We start from the raw sequence: 23266 nt of genomic DNA on the forward strand, positions 1-23266 counted from the left end.
GTCACCTCACATTGTACTTTAGACAAAAGCCCATTAAAGGCACCGGCACCACAACCATCCCAGGTGTTTATGCCCAGCAATGTTTTTGCGTTAGGATCCCAATCTTTAGTAACATCTTGTCCATCTACAGGCTGTTTAGAAGATATCCAAGCTTCGAACCAAACATTGGTTGCACCAGATCCTTCCACATTCATATCTATCTTGTAAGGAACATTTGCTTTTACTTGAATAGCTTGATATACGCCCGCCTGATCGTATCCACCTGTTCCGCCTTTAAACCATATAGAGCCTTCACTTTGATTAATTGTTTCCGTAACAGTTGTAGGAATTGATAATTGTACAGGAATCCATTTGGAAATATCCAATAGGTTGACACGTGGTGCAACAATATTTAAAATGTCATCAACATTGAAATAAATAATCACCATGCTTCTTTCAGGATTGATGGCATACTTAGATGAACTGGTAATGCTAAGCCCCAATGCAGCCACTTTGCCGCTGTATTGTTCAATTTTAGCAACATCGATTTTAGGCATAGCCATGCCCATCAGCATTCCATTAGATACCATAAGATTAATATTTTGATCAAGAGAGTAATCTCCAGGCGATAAAGCGACTGTATTAGCGGGCAAGCTATTATTATTTATTAATCCGGCGATAGGACTATTATCAACAGATAATGTCGCAGTAAAGCTAGACATGTCCGCCACTCCTGCACGGGCAATTGGCAATGAAAAATTAACCGTATTGGCAGCACTGTCAAAAACATAACTTTTGATTACCGGAACTAAATTGCCACTGTTTAATCCGGAATTGATGAAATATATTTTTCCTACAAGAGAATCTACAGGGAAATAAATCACGACTTTATTCATGTCGGCATTTAAAGAAAATTTAGAGGTGCCGGTTATTGTAAGACCCAATGCAAGGACTTTGCCGCCATACTTTTCCAAACTACTGTTTTTTATCAATGGCATTATGGTGCCCTCCATTGTGCCTCCTGAGTTTAAGGAAATAGTATCTATTGGTGCAAGTATATAATCATCAGCAGACACCGCAACTGTATTCGTTGGCAATTTACCCGATTGTATCAATCCCGCAATAGCGCTATTGTCAACAGCTACATTTACAGCAAAGTTTGCATAATCGGAAAAACCTCCACGATATATTTTTACTGGAAACCCGACGGCCTCTACAGAACTATCGATAACATAATTATGTTCGACGGCAATAACACCGCCACTTATACTGCTATCTGCTCCAGGGAAATACACTTTGCCTGTTTCGTCGACCTTTACACCTTGTATAAAATCTTGTTTGCAGCCTACAAAGATTACTGACACAAGGCATATAGCCAATGTTGTTATAACTAATATCCGCTTCTTCATAGCAATGTTCTTTTATTTAATATTGAATAATTATTTTGCTAACCCTTTTTGGACAATCATTACCAACCAGGATTTTGGTCCCATCCGGTTTTTGAAATTTCGCTTTGCGGAATTGGATACCAACTCATTTTATCTTCAAAAGTTCGATCTTCCAATTTTTTAACTGCATAAGAATAAGTCGCCCCGGTTTGTGTAATTTCTATACGATTAACTGGTTTACTAAATATGTCCACGCCCTCATTCCATCTGTGCACATCCCATAAACGCTGATTTTCAAAACCAAATTCAACTTCGCGTTCGTGTTCAATACTTTGTTGATTTAATTGGGCAACCGTTAACAGCGGCATCTTTACACGTGCCCTCACCATATTAATTGCATCTAATGCCGTTAAACCGTACCCCTCAGGATCTGAAGCCGCACCATAGGCATTATACATTGCTTCGGCATAATCCAATAATATTTCTGCATATCTGAAATAAATCCAAGTATGAACGGTACTTGTGCCCGCTACTAGATCTACTGATTGATTGACCCATTTAGAAAGATAATAACCAGTTTTGGTAGCATTTAGTTTAGGTAATCCACTATTACCGCCAGTATAAGTTTCAATAGTAGTGGAAGAAAATACAGAATTATTATACACCACTGTTGCAGCTAGTCTCGGGTCTCTATTCGCGTAAGGATTTGCCGCATCTGAAGCATTAGACCAATCAAAAGGCCTTGATCCTATAATATTTCCTCCCGCATCTTTTTCTAATACCTCAAACTGGTCTACAAAATTTTGTGTGGGTGTAACACTGTTGCCATTGGCGTTTTGAAATACAATAGGAAAATTATTTTGTTCCACCGAATTGGTATTTCCGTAACGACGATAAAAGATTACTTCTTTGGAGGTCGAATTATTAGCGCCAAATAAATTGGCATAGTTAACATCAAGCGTATAAGTATTCATTGCAATTACCTCGTGGGCTGCCTTAGCAGCATCTGCCCATGTATTGGTGGCACCAGCAGCCTTAAACAAAGGACTAGCAGCATAGAGTAATGTTCTTGCTTTTAATGCCCTGATAGCGCCTTGCGTTACCCGACCCAAATCGTACCAAGAATAGGGTGCTAAATTCGCTGGAATAATAGTTGCTGCCGTGTCACAAAGTGCGGTAATATATTTTATACATTCATCTACAGAATTTCTAGGTATGTTTTTCCAGGTGCTTTGATCATTGTAATCTAATGATTCAGTCATAATAGGAACACCACCATAACGCTTGACAAGATCAAAATAAAAGAAAGCTTTTAAAAACAGAACTTCACCCCGCATAAATTTCACGTTATTTTGCGCATTAAACCAAGCGGTAGAATCCGCTGTGATAATCTTATCTCTAATATAAGTAATATCTACTTTGTCTTTATTTCTCAAATACAAATTTGCCTGCCTAATGCCATCAAAATCGCGCGTCCAAGAAGCATCCGGGTTATTGTACTGGTTCCAGATACCTGTATTAAATGCCTGCGAAATATCTGACACATTCGTCGCTTCTGCATTATCAGTAATAGCTTCATAGTCCAGGTGGGCAAAGCCATCCGGCAAATAACTGTATATATTCCATACTGCCTGTTGCGCATAGTTATAATTAGCATAAAGCTGATCTGGCGTTATATAAGCTTTCACGTCATTCACGTCGAGATAATCTTTTTTACAAGATACCAGACCAATGGTCATGACTGATATTATAAGAATGATTTTTTTCATAATTTCTAATTACTGTTTGATTACTAAAATTTCATATTAAATCCGAAATTCACCACTTTGGTCAACGGATAACCCATTGAAAGATTTTCAGGCTCCAATCCATCAATTTTATTAGATGTAAAAAGGTCGGTGCCATTCACGAAAAGTCTTATAGAATTAAATTTTTTCAGAACACCTCTTTGTGGGAATGTGTAACCTAGTTCTATACTTCGCAGTTTGAAGAAATTACCATTACGTAACCAAAAATCAGAGGGTTGATTATTATTAGCATTACTAAGCGTAGAAAGACGTGGTGTGGTGGCTGTTTGCGCCGTTTCTGGCGTCCAGCTGTTTGCTGAGAATGCAGTAATATTATTATTATTTACAAAAGGATGTGTGTAGTTATAAGCCGATGAGAGCAAATCAACAGTACGGTTCATTACACCCTGTACAAAAGCATTTAAATCAAAACCTTTATAATTAAATCCTACATTAAGGCCAAGTGTAATTTCAGGTACATTATTATAGCCAAAAGGTTGCATATCATATTGATTAATGATGCCATTACCATCTAAATCCTTAAATTTCAAGTCACCAGGTTTTACATTGGCATAGGAAGAACTGACTACACCACTCTTTAAACTTCCGTCGGGGTTAAAATCTGCGTCCTGGTAAAAACCATTAAACACCAATCCTTTTTCCTGCCCGATGGAATAACCTGTTTTATATAACCTGCTAAAAGGCTGCGCATCTTCAGATTCCTGAATAATTTTGTTTCGAGCAAAAGAAGCAGAACCGGTAACATGATATTGAAAACCTTTACCCTTACTGTTGTAGCTCATTACAGCTTCTATTCCTTTATTATGAACGATGCCACTATTAATATAAGGGAGAGAGAAACCGGTAAAATCAGGAACATTCGCAGATGGTATTTCATAAATGCCGGTACGTTTTTCATTAAAGACATCTATGGTAGCCGATAGTTGTTCCCATAATTGTAAATCCACTCCTACATTAAAGGTTGTTTTTAATTCCCACGAAGCGTCAGCATTCGCCATTTGTCCAATAGCCATCCCGCCTTTTGAAGAATTGCTGCTACCAACAATCCAACCGTTCGCACCATTCGCCATTTCTTCATATAAGAAGCGGTAATTTTCATTAATATTACCAGTAGAACCATAAGAAGCTCTTACTTTAAGGTAATTAATAATATTACTGTTTTTTAAGAATCCTTCCTTAGAAGCTATCCAACCTACGCCAACTGCAGGGAACAATCCATAACGATGTCCCGATGCAAAGTCTGCCGAACCCATATAAGCACCGGAAAAATCAACCACATATTTTTGAGCATAATCATAGGTAACATTTGACGATAGACCTTGTGTACGAACGGCATAATCCTGACCATTATGTAAGTAACTTTGTCGTCTGGCCAACAACATTCCTGTGATTGTACTCTTGCCAAAACTCCGATTATAATTAAATCCTAATTGAAGTGTATTTCTATTCCAGTGTTGTGTTCCCACGTCGTTAGAAGTGCCGGGGGAATTCGTTCCAATCGTCTTGTAAACTATATTTCCACCGGTATCCAATATAGGCATGTCGTTCGCATCTTTAGTTATTTCGTAACTTTTCACTTGAAAAAGTGTTTGATAGTATCCTCCATATTGATTGTTAAAGGAAACGCCACCTATAAAATTTAATCCCTTCGTAATAGCATCTAATTTTTGTGTCAAGTTAAAATCTGTCTGTAGTGTTCTGGTATGCGCGCTGTAAATACCATTTTGTTGAAGTAGCTCTTCTGGGTTAAAATTATATACGGAACTGTTTCCCCAAGTTCCATTTGGATTTTTCACAGGAAATGCCGCGCTAGGAAGTGTCATCAAATGATCAAATAATTGCGAAGCCGTAAAACCTGAGGGTGTATTTCTGTCTTCTGTAACGCCGGAGATATTAGCGATAACCAATAGATTTTTATTCAGGTTTATTTCTACATTAGCACGCAGATTAATTTTATTATATTTTGCATTAGTACCGAAATCTTTATCAATAGCTGTTGCATTTTTATACAATCCTGTATAATTCTCATAATCCATTAATACAAAATACCGGGCAGTTTTATTTCCTCCTCGAAAGGACAGATTATAATCCTGTATCGCAGAACTATTATTCAGCATTTCTTTATACCAGTCTACATTCGGATGAGTGGGGTCATCGGAGGCTTTATATAATTCAGGGTTCGGGTATTTAGGCGAAAAGCCATCATTTACCAAAGCTTGATTATATAAGGTTGTATAATTATAAGCATCCATCACCTCTGGATGATTGATAAGGCTTTGGACGCCATAACGGGCATTTAATACCAGCTCGTTTTTGGGTAAGATTTTACCGACTTTTGTGCGGACACTTAACACTCCCGCTCCACCTTTCAATCCGTACATAGCCGTTGACGCAGCATCTTTCAGTAGGGTTACAGATTCAATTTCATTGGGAGATAGCGCGCTGAGTGCGCTTAAATCTACTTGAAAGCCATCGAGTAAAATGACTAATTGATTACCTTGGATATTCCAGCTACTTTCTCCTCTCACATAAAGAGTAGGGTTATCATAACCGGGCTCTCCGGATCCTGTAACGACAGTCAGTCCTGGTATACGCCCCTGCAAGGTATTAAGTAGATTGCCTTTAAACATTTGCGTAAGTTCTTTACCTTGGAGTGTAAAAGTGGCCCCCGTCGTTCTCCATGCTTTCTCTTTTCTCAAACCCAAATCTATAAGATTATTGATGCTGGTATCCGTTTTTGAAGAGTCTATTTTATAACTTTTGAATAATTGCGCATTAGCAATACTTAAGCTAAATAGCGCAATTGCCAGCCCCCATATTTTTTTATATTTTCTTATCATTTTTTTCAAATTATGTATGAATGCAACTAGATTACCAGCCCGGGTTTTGACCATTCCAGGAATCACCATCACCTAAATAATTTTCACTTACATCTGCCGATGGGAAAGGCATATAATAGTACTTCTTAGGAAATACCCTGGTCATAAAAGAGACTATTTTCCAATTCCTTTTCAAAGTCCCTGAACTGGCATTAGCCTTAGTTTGGATGCCATGCAATGTTTCATTTAATACAGAATATGCTTTTAACCATCTTTCCAAATCGTTTAACCTAAATCCTTCATAAGCCAATTCGATAGTACGCTCATTTTGTACCGCATCTCTAAAATCGTCTTGCGATGCAATATTCTTATCGGGCATACCAGCTCTTTCTCTAATAAGATTCAGATAATGTGTGGGGTCACCCGATGGCCCTTGATATTCATTAAGCGCCTCCGCATAACTTAGATAGAATTCTGCAAGCCTGAATACCGGCCAAGCAAAATGCGCATCATTAAAGTTGTCTATCCTTGCAACAAACTTATAGGTTTCTAGGGCATAACCGTCATCGCCGGCGTCACTCGACCCAAACAGAGTCGTAGGATAATGCCCTCCATCTCCTAAGTAATAAGTCAAAACACCTCTGGTAGAATTATACCACATGCCATCATATAAAACTGTTTGATAAAAGCGTGGGTCTAGATTTAAGGTTTGAATCCATGTAGGAAGATCGTCACCTGTACTGTTAAGTGGCAATGTCCACTTGGTGCCGTCGCGCTTTTCATACTGTTGCATAAACTCGATGGGCACATTGTTTTTAATAGCCCATTTCCCTTCTCTCACCTTTGAAGAAAGCCAGTTACCCCAAAAAAAACCCCCTTTAGCATCTTGATTTAGTGTATTCACTAATATCAGTTCTGAATTGGCATATACGTTTGAAACTGCTTCATAATCCCCCAGTCCGGCATAAGAATCATCGTGGGGCGTTGTTTCTGGTTTATGTGTATTATATAAAGCAACACCAGAACTAGGCGCAGCGTCTATCACATCTTTTGCCGCATTAGCAGCAGTTAACCAGCGTCCTTTATCATAGGTAGGATAAGCCAAAACAGAATCACGGCCATCTCCGAATCTTATTCCGTCGATATTAGCCTGCATTGTTGAAGGCGTATTGTATAATGGGCTCGCAGCGTATAACAGCACTCTTGCCTTCAATGCTTTAGCGGCCAAGCTGGTTATCTTTCCATAATCCGCCACACCCCAAGTCGATGGCAATAACGCCGACGCCTGATCACACCAACTGACAATGCTGTCAACGGTTGTAGCCACGGAACTACGACGAATACCTAACTTCTGCGTGCCGTCCAAAGGCTCTGTAACCAGTGGAATCCCTCCATATAATCTGAATAATTCAAAATGCTGCATAGCTCTGCAAAACAAGGCCTGACCAATCGCTTGCGATTTATAAGTAGCATCAGCATCCGTAACCTCTGCTATATGTTTAATAACCAAATTCGCTTGCCTAATCCCCAAGTAATGGCTACCAAAACCACCTCTATCAATGGTGCCATCGACCGTTTCATTACCTGTGCAATAAGTAGCCAGATTCCAGGTTGCACCTACCCAATCATAAGTTGGATGTATGTAATAAATCTCATCTGTAGGGGCGTCTGGTCTAGGAATATCGTTGGAACTATTTTGAACAAGCCCTGAAGGAACACAGAGATTATACATCTGTGCAATAGCGCCATCTGCATTTAGTTTGGTGCGAAAAACAGTATCTACCGTAAAAGTGCCTCCACGCGGTTTTTCTAAAAAATTTTTATTGCAGCTCATTAACAGCAGCCCTGTAGAAAGAATGGAAAAGAGCCAGGTTATGATATATTTTTTTCTCATTATAATAAAATTTATTATTGTCTTAGAAGTTTACGTTTAATCCTACATTATATGTCTTGTATAATGGATAACCTATGTTACCAAGGTTTTCTGGGTCGCCCCAAATTTTATTAGGGGACCATGTATATAGATTATCGCCTGTCATGTAAATGCGCGTGGATTGGATACCCAATTTTTTCATGAACAACCCTTTAAAAGTGTAACCTATGGAAAGGTTTTGTAGACGTACATAAGAGGTATTGATAAGAAAATAGGAACTTCCTGCATCGTAAGCTCCAATACCAGAAGCGTTTTGGTCATAATCGGCAAGGGGGAAATATATCTTATCTCCGGCATTATATCTATCTAAAGAAAAACGATTAAGATCTACAGAGAAGATAGCTTGTTGTTTATTAATATGTGCCTCACTCATTCCTCCTCTTGCCACACCAGCAATACCGGCAAACAGGGCAGAAACATCAAAGCCTTTATAATTGAAACCAACAGTAACACCAAAATTATATTCCGGGTTCGCTGTTTTACCGGTCCTGACTTTATCTTTATCATCAATAACCCCGTCACCATTAGTATCTTCAAAACGTATGTTGCCTGGTTGCAATACATGTCCGCCATAACCCAAATCTTTTTGATAAACCGGTTGTCCATTACCATTGGTGTATGGCTTGCCATTTTTCAATGCTAATACAGGTTCAGATAGTATCGGATTACCATTATTATCAAGATTATAAAGTTGCGACCATGAAGTGTATAAACCTTCCGACTTTAACAATAATTGCTGGCCTACAGGACGACCTGTTGCAGCCTGATACTCAAAACCGGGCAGGATAGCTTCGTCTTTAAATAATATTTTGTTTTTAGCGATCGCGCCATTGCCTCTTATATAAAAATTAAAATCTCCTATGTGATCATTATAGGTAAATTCAATATTGCTTCCCCAGCTCTCTACACTTCCTAAATTATAAGGGGGGAGATTCGCTGCAACAATACTGGGAACCGTTTCCCGGTAAGAAAGTATATCAGAACGATGGTTTCTAAAATATTCATAAGTAACGGAGAGTTTATCCCCGAAAAAATGCATTTCAAGAGCTAAATTCATCTCCTTGGAAACTTCCCAAGTGACATCTGGGTTACCTATCACATTTTCATCTACTCCATTTACATAATGTCTATTATTTAAATCTCCAAAATTGTATCCGCCATCCGTCTTCCAGGTATCTGGTAGATATAAATAACGTGCAGGTGTTGTGCTTCCTGCAGGTGTAATATTATCGTTACCAACTTCTCCATATGAAGCCTTTAATTTTACAAAGTTGACAAAATTGTTTTTATGAAAAAAGGACTCATTACTTATTAACCAAGCTCCAGAATAAGAAGGGAAATAACCAAATCTTTTCCCTTCCGGAAAATTTTCGGAACCATTATAGCCCATATCATATTCAACTATATATTTCCCAGCATAATTATAATTGGCCCTCGCAGTAAGACCTTCATAAGCATGCGGCAGATCATACTCCAACGTAGGGTCAAATTTCTTTTCCTTACTGGCTAATATCAAGCCGCTGACCGTATGCTTGCCAAAACTACGATCGTAATTTAGAGAAAGCTCTCCGTATAACTTACGCCATTTTGCCAAATTAAAATCAGCATTTATAGAAGGCGGTTGCGCGTCATTAAATTGAGAATATATCGGATCTGATTTATCGCCATTAGGATTAGGCCTTATTTGCCAAAGAATGGGAACATATTTGCCATAAGAACGACTCGAAAAATAACTATCATAGGAAGCCAGCCCCTTTATAGATAAACCAGGTGTTATACGATCAAGTTTATAGACAGCATTCACGGAAGAGTTTAAAATACTATTGTTGGTGATATTCCAACTATCTTCAGACTCCATCGCGTACATAGGATTCCATCTATCATCACCGCCTTCGGAAATATTTTCAACGTATCTACTACCAATCATTCCCGGAGAACTCATGGGAGATGACCATAATATCTTTTTCTCCCAGATATACTCATCATTATCCATGCCACTAATCGTAACAAATTCAGTTCCTATATTTACAGCAATTTTCAGGTCTTTGGTTACGTCAAAATCAAAATTACCTCTAAGGTTATATCGGTTTTTCGTAAACTGCATTTGATCAGGATAAGCCATATAATCCGTTTTGAACAACCCTCCTTGATTAAGATAACCTAGAGAGACAAAGTATTTCATAAATTTTGAACCGCCACTAATATTGGCATTACCTTGCACCATTGGCGCATATTTCTTGAACAGCTTTTGCTTCCAATCTACATCTGGATGGAAGTAGGGATCATACCAAGGGTTGCCTTGCCCATTTGCCAGTTTTGGTGTGTGGGCATTCTGAAAATACTTTAAATCATCATCACTAAAAGTTAATGATCCATCGCTGGCCCAATTAGCGTTTCTTTTTAGCAGGAACTGATCCCAAGTAGTAATATCCGCATCATTGGCATGATTAACCCAGTAGTTTTCTTTAGCTTTTTCATTAATGATGTTGGCATAATCATAAGAGTTAGCAAAGCTGGGTACATTTGTAAAAGAAGAGACGGCCGTTTGACCTGTAAGGCTAATTCTTGGTGCTCCAATTTGTCCTCTTTTTGTGGTAATTAATATTACACCATTAGCACCGCGTACACCATATACTGCTGTAGCAGAGGCATCTCTCAGCACGCTAATTGTAGCTACTTCATTGGGATCTATATCATCATAAGTATCTCTTGCGATACCATCTACTAATATTAGTGGTGCTGTGTTACTAGTATACGTACCAACACCTCTTACTGTGAGGGTAGAGCCATCTGAACCCGGTTTGCCTGAGCTTTGTATGGCCACCAATCCGGCTAATTGACCTTTTAATGCCGTACTTAAGTTGGGTACCGGAGCTTTTACCAATTCAGCACCCGTCACGGTACTTATAGATGCCGTAAGAAATTCTCTCTTCTGTTTTCCGTAACCAATTACGACTATATCATCCATAGTTGAAGGTTGGCTTTTCAGAACGATAGAAATATTTATCTGACCATTAACCTTCACTTCCTGAACCTGCATGCCAATATAGCTAAAAACCAATGTGGCGTTTTCGGGTACATCTTCCAAAACGTATTGGCCACGACTATTGGTCAAAGCACCATATTTAGTACCTTTTACAACAATAGAAGCCCCCGCCAAAGGCTTACCCGTTGAATCAGTCACGCTACCATGGACTTCGCTATTTGAGCTCGACTTCTGAGAAGTCGCTTTAACAGGTGCAACTTCTTTTCGTTGTAAAATAATAGCTTTATCAGTTTTGGTGTAACTAAAAGGCTGCCCTTTAAAGCAGATATTTAGCACCTCACTTAAGGGCGCACTTTTTACATTAATGGTTACGGGCTTTGCTCCTTCAAGTATTTTATCTGTGTAAACAAATTGTAAACCACTTTGTTTCCAAACCTCCTTGAAGACATTTTGAACTGGTACGTTATGTTCCGAAAGGGTTATACTTTGTGCATTGGTTTGGCCACAATAAAGAATGGCAATAATGAATAAAAACGCAGCAATGCTCTTGGTAATTTGTAACTTTTTGATAAAATCCCTTGCGGATAAGACATAGTTTGCCTTAGAATGCATAATTTTGCTTTGTTTGGGTGAGTAATTAATTTTATAAGTTGTATCACTTTTATTAAAGTGTAGATCCCAATTTACTTGGCTGTTTCGACTCCTACCTCGAAGCAGCTTTTTTTATCAATTAAGGATTTCATGAATGTTATCTCTACATAATTTTTTATTTGGTTTCGTAATTTAATTGCTGACTAATATGGATTTGCCTTGAATGAGAAAATGTACTCTTAATGTTGTTTCCAACATTTTCAATACCTGCTGAATACTATTGTTTCTATTGATAATACCGGAGAATAAATCTGTTGGCATACTTTCCACTTTATAATTTATATCTACATCGTACCACCTGCTAAGTTGCCTCATCACGGAAGCTATATCAGCATTATTAAAATCAAAAACACCTTTTTTCCAACCAATTACATCATCTACATCAACATCTTTTAGCAGCTTTAAGCCACCATTTGCCGTGAGTTGTGCCTGCTCCCCAGGTACAAGTTTTTCTAAGGAATTGGCGCAAGTTACTCTTACAGCACCCTCTAATAAAGTAGTTTTAATTATATTTTCATCTTTGTAAGCATTAATATTAAAATGAGTACCTAATACTTGCACCTTCATTCCCCTTGGAGTGCTTACGATAAATGGTTTATTTGGATTTTTAGTCACTTCAAAGTATGCTTCCCCAGTGATGCTTACTTCACGTGTATTTGCAGCGAACATTGTAGGATATGTGATGCTAGAAGCGGCATTTAACCATACTTTTGTGCCATCTGGAAGTTCTATTGCATATTGTCCGCCCCTAGGCGTGGTCATCGTATTATAATGAATTCCTTGTAACTGGTTACTAGCCCCCTCTTCTTTATAAGCAATTTGCCCACTAGCCAATTTGACGACTTTAGTATTTCCTTGTTTAGCAAGTAAACCATTGGTCGCACTGTCTAAAATTATTGTTTTCCCATTATCAAGGGTAAGCACGGCCTTATTACCTCCAGGTAATATATTTGCGCTTGTAGTTGTTTTTACTACTTGTTGAACATTTCTATAATCAATCCTGGATTTATATATCCATAAAAAGCTTGTTATGATTGCACATGCTGCAATCCCTACCGCAATCTTTAGCCAATAAGTTTTATTTTTTCTTCCTTGTAATGATTTAGATTCATCTATAAGTTTATCTGCATTTAATATCCGATCAGCCAAAACGTTAGCATAATTCCTCATCGATTCATTTTGCTCTAATAAAGGAATATTAGTAGAGACTCCTAACTGTTCACTAAACCAGAAAGCATTATCTACACCCTCATCACTATCAATCCATTTCAATAGTTCATCAAGTTCCTGCGTTGTGATGGTACCATCCTTACCATTTTGGATTAAATCCTTTATGCGTTGCAGTCGTTCCAAGTTTATTTTTTTAATTTAAGGGCAAAACAATCATTTGTTTTTAATAGCTTTCAATAAGTAGACACTTGCCGAAGAATAAAGTACTAATAGAAAATATATTTTATTCACCATTCTCACTACAAAAGAAAATAATCGGGAAGTCGCGGTATTTAACTAAAAAAATATAGCAAAAGGACGTAGAGAACGGATATGATCACCCCTTCTTGATTCAAAGATTTTCGGATGCTCTTAATTGCATTGCCCAATGTATTTTTAACCGTTTGTGGAGAAAGATTCATTTTCTGAGAAATCTCTGCTATTCTTAGTCCTTGTTCTCTATTTAGTCGATATATTTTTTGGGTCTGGGGCGGCAATTTTTGAATAATCCTTTGTAGCATTTTAAAAGTGTCTGTAAATGAAATTGACTCTTCCACAACATTTGAAAAACCGATACCATTCTCATTGGCGACCCCGTTAGCTTTTGAATATACGTTCTGGTGTCTTAGCCAGTTAAAAGATGTATGATAAACTATTTGCAAGGCCCAAGCCCTAGGTTTATCTACCTCATTTAGCATATCACGCTTCAACCAAATACGCATAAATACTTCTTGCAATAGATCTTCCACGACCGATTGATTATGGACAATTTTTTTTATTATCACAGAAAATAAAGATGTGTATTGGTGAAATAAATGCCTAAAGGCATCTTCATCACCCTCAGCAATTAAGCAGAACAATCTTTTCTCCTTAACGTCCGATGGTTCCTTAAATAAGACTTCACAGTTAATCTCAACATCATGGTGATATACAATATCTCCGCTTTGAGTTGCAGTAATAGCCTGATCTATATTTACTGTTTTTTGGTCGGACATGAATATCTTTTGATTTCTGAAAGCAAGATCCGATAAGCTTTTGTTTTATTAAAACAGGACGTCTCAATAATTTAATTAATTAATTGGAATTTAGTGTGATAACGATTCCAAAAGTAGTATTAATATTTAATTATCAAAATAAAATATTAAAATTACGCAGAAAACAGCAAGGTCGTTGAGTTCGCCAGAAAATGTAATCGATTGAAAGTGTGGTCAATGTAAAAATTGCATTTACATTAAAAAAAGAAAAATGACATATTATCTTATATCTTCTGTTACTATTCACTGATAGATTCTTTCCTAAGCCTAATCATTATCTTTCTGCAATGCATCCAATCTACACTAACACGATGATTTGGTTCTGAGACAGTCTATTCACGAATCTAACTCGCTTCTCCTACCGCATCTAAATCCACCTTCAGGTTATCGATAATGAATTCCTGCCGCTGAGGGGTATTCTTACCCATAAAATAATCCAGCAAGCTAAAAATATGCTCTCCCTGGTCCAATAATACCGGTTGTACACGCATATCCTCGCCAATAAAACGTCCAAATTCTTCGGGCGATATTTCGCCTAGACCTTTAAAACGAGTTATTTCCGGTTTGTTACCCAGTTTTTTAATGGCTATTTGTTTTTCTGTTTCATCGTAACAATAAATCGTCTCTTGTTTGTTGCGCACCCTAAACAAAGGCGTTTCTAAAATGTAAACGTGCTTTTGTTTTACCAAATCGGGAAAGAACTGCAGAAAGAATGTCATCAACAATAAACGTATATGCATACCGTCTACATCAGCATCGGTAGCAATTACAATGTTCTTGTATCGTAATCCATCCAATCCTTCTTCAATATTCAAAGCATGCTGCAAAAGATTAAACTCTTCATTTTCATACACCACTTTCTTTGTCAGACCAAAACAATTTAACGGCTTTCCGCGTAAGCTAAATACTGCTTGCATGTCTGTACTTCTGCTTTTGGTAATACTTCCACTAGCACTATCACCTTCAGTAATGAATATGGTAGATTTTTGTTGTTGTTCTAACACCTCTTCCTTATTCTTTCCGGAGGGTTCTTCATTATAATGATATTTGCAATCACGCAATTTTTTGTTGTGGAGATTAGCCTTTTTAGCACGTTCATTAGCCAACTTTTTTATACCTGAGAGTTCTTTCCTTTATCTTTCACTTTGCTCTATTCGCTTCTTTAAAGCGTCTGCAATGGTCGGGTTCCTATGTAGATAATTGTCTAATTCTTTAGACAGGAAATCTAATACGAAGCTCTTCATGCTTTGGCCACCTTCTACTACATATTGGGACCCCAATTTTGTTTTTGTCTGACTCTCAAAGACTGGCTCTTGCACACGTACAGCGAGGGCGGCTATAATACTTTGCCGAATATCAGATGTATCATAATCTTTCTTATAAAAATCGCGTACGGTTTTTACAAAGGCTTCGCGGAAAGCTTGTTGGTGAGTGCCTCCTTGCGTCGTATATTGCCCATTAACGAAGGAATATAAATCTTCTCCATAATCGTTACCATGCGAAAAAGCCAATTCAATATCTTCTCCTTTGAGTGAAATAATGGGGTAACGCAACTCGTCATCATTTGTTTTTCGTCGCAATAAGTCTAACAACCCATTTTTGCTTACATATTTTTTACTATTACAAACGATGGAAAGCCCGCTATTTAGATAAGCATAATTCCAAAATAAATCATCCAAAAAATCGGGCTTAAAATGAAAGTTCTTAAAAACGCTATCGTCAGGTATAAATGTTACCAAGGTACCGTTCGATTCTGTTGTAGCGGATTCTTTTTGTTCTTTCGTTAAAATGCCTTTTTCAAATGCTGCACTACGCGTTTTTCCTTCGCGAAAACTTTCTATTTTAAAGTAATTGCTCAAAGCATTAACGGCCTTAATACCTACACCATTCAGCCCCACACTCTTTTGAAATGCACCGCTATCATATTTTGCGCCCGTATTTATTTTACTGGCAACATCAATTAATTTACCTAAAGGCACTCCACGCCCATAGTCACGTACCGTAACTTTTCTATCTTCAATTTTTATTTCAATTTTAGTCCCATAGCCCATCATGTGTTCGTCAATACAATTGTCTACCACTTCTTTTACCAACACATAAATACCATCGTCGGGCGCATTACCATCACCCAATTTCCCAATATACATCCCGGGTCTTAAACGTATATGTTCCCTCCAATCCAGACTTTTTATACTACTCTCATCATACTTTGATTCCACTGCCATATTTCAATATTCTTATTGTTGATTAATTTTCGAGTATGGCAAATATAATAAAAAGACTGCTCCATACATTAGATAAGTTTTCAACGACCTTCCCAATATATTCTAAAATAAATTTCTTCCGAAATACAAAATATTAATAGATTTGCAGCCACCAAGCCTCCTTAGCTCAGTTGGTAGAGCAGCTGTTTCGTAAATAGCAGGTCGTGGGTTCGAGTCCCGTGGGAGGCTCAAGAGTATACAAAGGGGTGATTATTCTATAGTAAAAAGACGATAGAATAATTTTCTTTCACAGAAAGAATTACAACCCAAATCGCCAGCCTAATTTAAATGCTACCCAGCCGTTACTTCCTGCTGGGTCCGTGTTTTTTTTGCCAATCAATTCATAATCTATTTGGGCATCGAGGGGCCCCAGTTTGACTCCACCGCCAAAGGACCCGGTAAAGCGCGACCCTGAAGTGCTATTATTTTTTACGCCCGCAGTCCCCACATCTGCATGTAAATATAAAATATTTAATGGCAAGAAATTTTGTCGAAGGCCAAACCGGACCGGCACATAAGTTAAAGTACCCGGACCTCCATTTTTATCAAAGAAGTTTGAATAACCTACAGTTCCTGTGGCATAAGTTTTACCTAATAGTTTAACCCCGGCCCCGGCCTCACCACCCAATCCAAATTTATATTGACTCATCAACCCGTGGTTATATGGCTGCTCGTAGGCAGCATGCGCGAAAACAAAAAATAGCTTTTGTGCATTGGCGAAATTAAATTGGCAACAGAATGATAAGATACAAATAGCCATTATTGCCCGCTTGGTATAAAGCATTTTTATCGGAGTTTTCATAAAATTATTTTAGAAACAATAAATATCATCCAATTTTGACGCCAAACATCCCCTAAATAATAAATTAGGTACAAAACAAACCCGCAAATCATTATAAAAAAGAAGAAACTGTAGATATAATACCAAAAAATCCCGCAATTGCTTGCGGGATCCATTCAAAAAAGATAATTGAATTATTTTTTCTTATCAGCTGCTGCTTCTTCTTGTTTTAACTGACGCGTCATCACAATGGAAGCAATAGGAATACGTTTAGAGTTCATTATTTCCAAAGAAGCTTCTTTCACGTCTTCTACGCGTACATTTTCATTCAAATCTAAGTTTGTAATGTCCACTTCAATAAACTCTTTCAAGTCTTTTGGAAGGCATTTAACTTTAAGCGACTTTAATTTGGTTACCAATTTACCACCTGCTTTAACCCCAGCAGAATTACCTACAAATTTTACAGGAATAGTCGCCAATACTTTTTTACCAGCAACCAACTCTAATAAATCAATGTGTGTTAGTCTGTCTGTAACTCGATCAAACTGCAAGTCTTTCAAAATAGTGGTATAAGTTTTACCATCAATTTTCACTTCCGCCTTTTGAAATTCGCTTGTATAAACCAAAGATTTTAAATCTTTCGCAGAAGCGTGGAAGTTAATTTCCTTTTCACCGCCATAAATTACACCTGGCACGTGGTCCTGAGAGCGAACTTGGCGAGCGGCTCTTTTCCCGCTTTCGGTCCTCAGATGTCCTTCGATTGTAATTGTTTTCATTGTTTTTTGTTTTTTAGAAGAACTTCATTTTATTTTTTAGTCCTTCTTTTTATTTGAATTTAATTAAACCCCATTTGTACTAGCTGATTCTCTATCACGCAATTGCGAGTGAATAAACAAGCTAGTGATACTTTTGTTCTCGTAAGCGTTTCGTATGGCAATAGCGAATAAATCTGCCACTGACAATACCTTTATCTTATCGCTTTTACCATGTAGTGGAATAGTATCGCAGACCACTAACTCCTCTAACACACTGTTATCTATATTTTCATAAGCCTTCCCACTCAATATAGGATGCGTACACAATGCCCGCACACTTTTTGCACCTTTTTCTTTTAACAAACCGGCCGCTTTAGTAAGTGTACCCGCTGTATCACAAATATCATCAATCAACACAATATCCTTTCCTACCACATCGCCTATCAATACCATACTTGCAATCTCGTTTGCACGCTTGCGATGCTTATCACAAATAACCATTTCGGCATTGAAATAGTTGGCAATCTCCCTAACACGATTAGTACTTCCTACATCAGGGGCGGCAAAGGTAAGGTTTTTTAACTTTAAATTCTCAATATAAGGGATAAAAATTGCCGAACTGTCAAGGTGGTCAACAGGGATATCAAAAAAACCTTGAATCTGAGCAGCATGTAAATCCATTGTCACCAACCTTTCTGCACCGGCCGCTTCCAATAAAGTAGCAATCAATTTTGCTCCGATAGCCACACGTGGCTTATCTTTTCGGTCTTGGCGGGCAAAGCCATAATAAGGAATTACCACAACAATACGGCTAGCACTAGCGCGCTTAGCCGCATCAATCATTAGCAACAGTTCCATTAAATTTTCGGTTGGAGCAAACGTACTTTGAATCAAAAAAACATAATCTCCACGAATACTCTCTAAAAAAACGGGTTGAAATTCTCCATCGCTAAATTTTTGAATATTAATCTTACCAAGACGAGCGCCAAAACGTTGTGCGATCTTTTCGGCCAATTGTTGGGAACCTGTACCAGAAAAAATTTTTACAGATGGGGAATTCATAACAATAAAGTGATAATTAGGTGCGAAGATAAAAATTTGGAAGATAAAACCGAAGAAATAATTTAATTATAAATAAATTTGAAGGAATATTCCTAAAATTTCCGCACAAGATTTTGCGAGAAAGAACAGATTTAAAATGGAAAAAATATCAATAAAGAATTGGGCAGAAGACGACAGACCAAGAGAAAAGCTACTCAGCAATGGAGCTTTTGTATTGAGCAATGCAGAATTATTGGCCATTCTGATCAACAACGGAACGAAAGAGGCTTCGGCGGTCGATTTATCCAAGGCTTTATTGAATGCCTGCAACAACAGCATTCATCAACTTTCCAAATTATCAGTAAAAGAGATTTTATATTTAAAAATTAAAGGAATCGGCCCAGCTAAAGCCGTAGCAATCGTCGCAGCACTGGAGCTGGCTACTCGAAGAGATTTGGAAGACAAACATAAAGTGAAAATAGCGAGCAGCCGAGATATAGCCGCATTTCTACAAGCGAAACTTCAATATTTGCAGCACGAAGTATTTGCTATTGTCTTGCTAAATAACTACAATAACGTTATACATTTTGAAATCATAAGCAAAGGAGGTATTACCGGAACGGTCGCAGACCCAAGAATTATATTAAAAAAAGCATTGCAGCATAATACAACAGGTATCATTCTCAGCCATAATCACCCAAGCGGCAACCTACATCCTAGTTCGGCAGACAAAGACATTACACAGAAAATAAAAATGGCCGTTACGGCATTGGACATAAAACTACTTGATCATATTATTGTTTCCGATATGGGGTATTTCAGTTTTGCTGATGAAGGGGTACTTTAATCTTGTCGTAGGGCCGTGATGGAATAGGCAGGTAAATACACTGAAGATGCTCCTTTCAACATAAAATTTTCCGGAAACAAACTCCTTAAAGGATAACCTTTCTCTCCGTCTGCTTTCCATTGGTATTGTTTAGCCGAAAACTGGAATACTTCACCACTGAATAATAATGGATGTCCTCCCTTTCTATTTTTAATATCCACAGAAACATTATACGCAATATTCGGATTTTTATTTACCAATAATATAGACCATTTCCCAGCAGGGGTCAAAAGTGGATAAGCCGATAAGTATTCATTGCCGCCAGGATCTTTTACATCGGAATATGCATTAAATATTTTTAAACTTTTATCCGCAGGCTGTGCCCATTTCTGCGAACATAACCAACTACTGTAATACAAGCCCGTTTTGAATTTTATGTTACCATTATCGTCCATCCCAAAATATTCTAAGTTGCCATAACTTTTACACTGATCACTTTCGTTCATTAAACTACCGGGCTCCAATCCATACATAAATATTTTCTTACCACCCAGAGCAAAAAACTGACCGGTAACATCAGCATTTAAAATAGCGCCATCCATTTTCACCTCTGGTTCAATGGCCAATACGGAATAACCGCTTTCCGTAATATACAGAGGAAAATTCGCCGGTAAAATATTACCTAATAACAATTTCATGTCAGTTGTAAATTCAGCTTTTTGTGCAATCACTTGCGGCGGAGCCGGCGCACAAATATCTTCTAAAGGATACCATTCAAAAGACATAAATTGAAAATAGGGTAAGCCGTTTCTTTGTCTCATACATTGGTACAATTTTGCCTGCCAGCTCTCTACCTTTGGCGCATCCAAATACGCAAAATCTAATCCCTGAAAACTTGGTCCGCCAATATTCAAATTGGGGAATTGTTGTTTAATTTTTTTAGCAGACTGCAAATATAATTCCGTAAAATCATTAGGTGAAATATACTGACCATCGGGTTCTTCACCCAATTCCAGCCCTAAAACTGAATAATGTTTTTTATGTAAATAATGGACAAGTGCTAGCGTATTTTCAGGAATATCGTATACCAATCCGGCCGCTAACAATGCAGGATTCCCCCCCACTAATCCACTGTCAAAAATAAAATCAACTCCAGGTTGTTCCGTGTTTACATCTTTATCGGTAGCGCGATGCCAAAGATCCGTAGTGGAAACAAAAACAGCGGATTGTGTTTTATTGGTTTTCCCTTTTTTTATATAGTCTCGAAATTTTCCATTCTTTGATAATCCAACCGCAATTTCTCTTATGGCAAAACCACAACTATCTCTTTTATCACGACTACCAGGCAAAGCAGTATGTGAACTTCTAAGACAAACAATGCGCACGACCCTGGCATTAATCGTTTCCGGGAAATGAATAGTCAATTTTCCACCCTTGTTCACGTGCATAAAAGAGACAGGCAACGGCCTCCAAATACCTTTTTTATAGGGATCCAGAATAGCTACGCCATTAAAATCGGAAATACAGGAATCCCCCGCATATTCCAATCGAAATTCTGTTGCATAGGGCGCTGCCCAATCGATGTCTATTTGATTGATTGATTTTCTTTTACCCAGGTCTACTGCCACCCATTGTGGATGTAAGGAATCGGCAACGCCAGAAAAATAACGATCAAGATAAGGATTGCTTTTCCAAAACGTTTTCTCATCACCATCATCAATTCTCGAATAACCGTTATTTTCTGCTTGATCGAAGGTATTACCTCGTCTGGGTAAAAAATAACCCCAGCTAAGCTGTATTGGCTTTATCGAGGAGGTATCACTAATCCAATATCCCCTGTGATGCTGCTGATCGCTCCAGTGACCCGAAGGATTCCAATGCCAAACTTCCATTCCCAATTCAGTTCTTAACCGGTACGATAAATTGTGTAATCCTACTCCCCGCATCGCTTTTATGTTATTGGGATTAAGCATTATTGCATTATCACCCTGCTCGTGTCCGTCGATGCCAAAACCCAAAGATTGATTGGGAATAAAACTGTTTACTGGCTTTGCTTCTTCATATTCAATAATAATTTTTGCAGACTGTTGTTTTTCAAAAGGCTTTTGTGCCATTAAACAAGAAAAACAATTGCTTAAAAGTAAGGCCGTAAAACAACGATAAAATATTTTCATCTAAAAAAATAAAATTGCGGATTATTGATCCCATAAAATCGTCGCCAAAATTAGGGCAATAATCCGCAATTAATTTTTCTTTTTCCTTAATAGGTCGAGCGAATAAACATCGCTACGTTATCATGCAGTTTCTTCAAAGATTGTGGATGCAAGTAAACCATATGTCCAGAATAATAGCGCGCATATTCAATATTTTTTTGTAATTCAACGGGCATAGGCAGGTGTTGCATTTCGTATTCGCCCTCATAAAATGGTGTTCCTAAATCAAAATACCCAGAATTCAACATTATTTTTAGATTAGGATTGTAAACCATCGCATCTGCTAAATCATTCATCACATTGGGGAACCCAATAAAACCTTTGCGTTTGAAATCCCATTGCCCACCGCCAGAAGTATGATATTGCATTCCTTTACCAAATTTCAATTCTGTACGCACATAATTATTGAAGGTCGCCGTAAATGCTGCATCAATATAGGAATCCATTGGATCATAATCTGCATCTTCACTTAATGGATCTATTGCTTTGCCCGAAAAACGAGAATCTAAGCGACCTGTTATTTCGCTGCTATCGGCAAGTAAAGTTTGTTCAAACTGAGGTCCATTCACCCTTAAATTTGCCTTCTTAAGATATGCAACAGGCAAACCGGTATATTGGTGCAATTTCTCGGCGATTTGATTAAACGTATTTTTATCTAGGGCTGCACCCTGGTTAAGTGCTAAAGCATAGTCGGACATTGCAAAATGTTCCACCTCTTTAAGAAAAGGCTCTAACTGTTCGGGTTGATTGGGTAATTTGTGGTGATACCAAGCTGTAGCTGCAAAAGAGGGAAGAACTAATTCATACGGCAATCCATCTCCGGGGTTTCTTCCGGCAGTTTCCGTCATAAATCCATAATTCAACAACTGAGATAGTAAAATAATACCATTCAAATTTATTTTATCTCTGGTTTCTAAAATATTAGAGACAACCGCAGAACGAAATGTACCATAACTTTCTCCAAATAAGTATTTGGGTGAATTCCATCTATTGTATTGCGAAATGAATTGCTGAATAAAATTAGCAAATGCACTACCGTCCTGGTCTATACCGTAGAAATCTTTAGGGTCTCCTGCCCCACCCATATCTTTGGTGATAATCTTTCCAAATCCCGTTCCCGGTGCATCTATGAAAACCAAATCACTCGCATCCAATAAGCTATAATCATTGTTGACAGTTTTATAAGGAGCTTTCGTACGAGAGGTGTCGTTTAACAAAACACGCTGCGGTCCCCAAGCACCCATATGCAACCAGAAAGTCGCGCTGCCCGGACCACCATTATATATAAAAGTAATGGGTCTTTGGGAAGGATCTTTTTCTCCGGCTTTAAAATATGCAGTGTAAAAAATACTGATCGTAGGTTTGTCATCACTATTTTTCAGAATAAGTGTTCCTGCAACTGCTTGATAATCTATTTTTTTACCTTCGACCGTTACAGAGCCTTCTGTAACAGATTTTTGTGGCGCTTTATAATCGATAGTGCCACTATCATGTCTCTCCAACACTGCATGATCTTTTTCTTTGGAGGGCTGCCCATACGAACTAAAAGACAGTCCAAAAAGACATGCACTTAATACCC

15 protein-coding genes and 1 tRNA gene are annotated in these 23266 nt (G+C 37.9%); 2 read left to right on the forward strand and 14 right to left on the reverse strand.

Annotated elements, in window-relative coordinates:
• The 9 genes from ACQR30_RS12085 to ACQR30_RS12125 all read right to left on the reverse strand — a co-directional run.
• A partial coding sequence (locus ACQR30_RS12085; RefSeq protein WP_429735429.1) for a hypothetical protein occupies positions 1 to 1388 on the reverse strand: 1388 nt, incomplete at its 3' end.
• 59 nt (positions 1389 to 1447) lie between these two features.
• Positions 1448 to 3136, reverse strand: a complete 1689-nt coding sequence (locus ACQR30_RS12090) for a RagB/SusD family nutrient uptake outer membrane protein (RefSeq protein WP_429735431.1) — start codon at positions 3134 to 3136, stop codon at positions 1448 to 1450.
• 23 nt (positions 3137 to 3159) lie between these two features.
• Positions 3160 to 6015: a SusC/RagA family TonB-linked outer membrane protein gene (locus ACQR30_RS12095; protein ID WP_429735433.1), complete on the reverse strand. Its 2856-nt coding sequence runs from the start codon at positions 6013 to 6015 to the stop codon at positions 3160 to 3162.
• Positions 6016 to 6046: 31 nt separating this feature from the next.
• Positions 6047 to 7888, reverse strand: a complete 1842-nt coding sequence (locus tag ACQR30_RS12100; protein WP_429735435.1) for a RagB/SusD family nutrient uptake outer membrane protein — start codon at positions 7886 to 7888, stop codon at positions 6047 to 6049.
• Positions 7889 to 7910: 22 nt separating this feature from the next.
• On the reverse strand, positions 7911 to 11525 hold the full coding sequence (locus tag ACQR30_RS12105; protein ID WP_429735437.1) for a TonB-dependent receptor: 3615 nt from the start codon (positions 11523 to 11525) through the stop codon (positions 7911 to 7913).
• 171 nt (positions 11526 to 11696) lie between these two features.
• Positions 11697 to 12917 carry a FecR family protein gene (locus ACQR30_RS12110; RefSeq protein WP_429735439.1) on the reverse strand — a complete coding sequence of 407 codons (1221 nt, stop codon included), beginning with the start codon at positions 12915 to 12917 and terminating at the stop codon, positions 11697 to 11699.
• Positions 12918 to 13066: 149 nt separating this feature from the next.
• Entirely contained in the window at positions 13067 to 13768 is a 702-nt protein-coding gene (locus ACQR30_RS12115; RefSeq protein ID WP_429735441.1) for an RNA polymerase sigma-70 factor, read from the reverse strand.
• 383 nt (positions 13769 to 14151) lie between these two features.
• Positions 14152 to 14913, reverse strand: a complete 762-nt coding sequence (locus tag ACQR30_RS12120; RefSeq protein ID WP_429735443.1) for a toprim domain-containing protein — start codon at positions 14911 to 14913, stop codon at positions 14152 to 14154.
• 27 nt (positions 14914 to 14940) lie between these two features.
• Positions 14941 to 16032, reverse strand: a complete 1092-nt coding sequence (locus ACQR30_RS12125; RefSeq protein WP_429735445.1) for an ATP-binding protein — start codon at positions 16030 to 16032, stop codon at positions 14941 to 14943.
• A 155-nt stretch (positions 16033 to 16187) separates the two neighbouring features.
• On the opposite strand from ACQR30_RS12125, the gene ACQR30_RS12130 reads away from it, so the two are divergent.
• Positions 16188 to 16260, forward strand: a tRNA-Thr gene (locus tag ACQR30_RS12130).
• A 70-nt stretch (positions 16261 to 16330) separates the two neighbouring features.
• Here the strand turns inward: ACQR30_RS12130 and ACQR30_RS12135 are convergent.
• The 3 genes from ACQR30_RS12135 to ACQR30_RS12145 form a co-directional block, all read right to left on the reverse strand.
• Positions 16331 to 16873 (reverse strand): hypothetical protein, encoded by a 543-nt coding sequence (locus ACQR30_RS12135; protein ID WP_429735447.1) that lies wholly within the window; start codon positions 16871 to 16873, stop codon positions 16331 to 16333.
• 173 nt (positions 16874 to 17046) lie between these two features.
• Positions 17047 to 17628 carry a 50S ribosomal protein L25 gene (locus ACQR30_RS12140; RefSeq protein WP_429735449.1) on the reverse strand — a complete coding sequence of 194 codons (582 nt, stop codon included), beginning with the start codon at positions 17626 to 17628 and terminating at the stop codon, positions 17047 to 17049.
• 63 nt (positions 17629 to 17691) lie between these two features.
• Entirely contained in the window at positions 17692 to 18669 is a 978-nt protein-coding gene (locus ACQR30_RS12145; protein ID WP_429735451.1) for a ribose-phosphate pyrophosphokinase, read from the reverse strand.
• 136 nt (positions 18670 to 18805) lie between these two features.
• Between ACQR30_RS12145 and radC the strand changes: the two genes are divergently transcribed.
• Positions 18806 to 19495, forward strand: coding sequence for a RadC family protein (radC, locus tag ACQR30_RS12150; RefSeq protein WP_429735453.1), 690 nt, complete (start codon positions 18806 to 18808; stop codon positions 19493 to 19495).
• Here the strand turns inward: radC and ACQR30_RS12155 are convergent.
• Complete coding sequence (locus ACQR30_RS12155) at positions 19492 to 21648, reverse strand: discoidin domain-containing protein (RefSeq protein ID WP_429735455.1); 2157 nt, start codon at positions 21646 to 21648, stop codon at positions 19492 to 19494. The two genes, radC and ACQR30_RS12155, sit on opposite strands and share 4 nt — an antisense overlap.
• 86 nt (positions 21649 to 21734) lie before the next feature.
• Positions 21735 to 23266, reverse strand: a 1532-nt coding sequence (locus ACQR30_RS12160; RefSeq protein ID WP_429735457.1) for a S10 family peptidase, incomplete at its 5' end; no start/stop codon positions are given.

The organism is Arachidicoccus sp. (assembly GCF_050436765.1).
GTDB lineage: Bacteria > Bacteroidota > Bacteroidia > Chitinophagales > Chitinophagaceae > Arachidicoccus.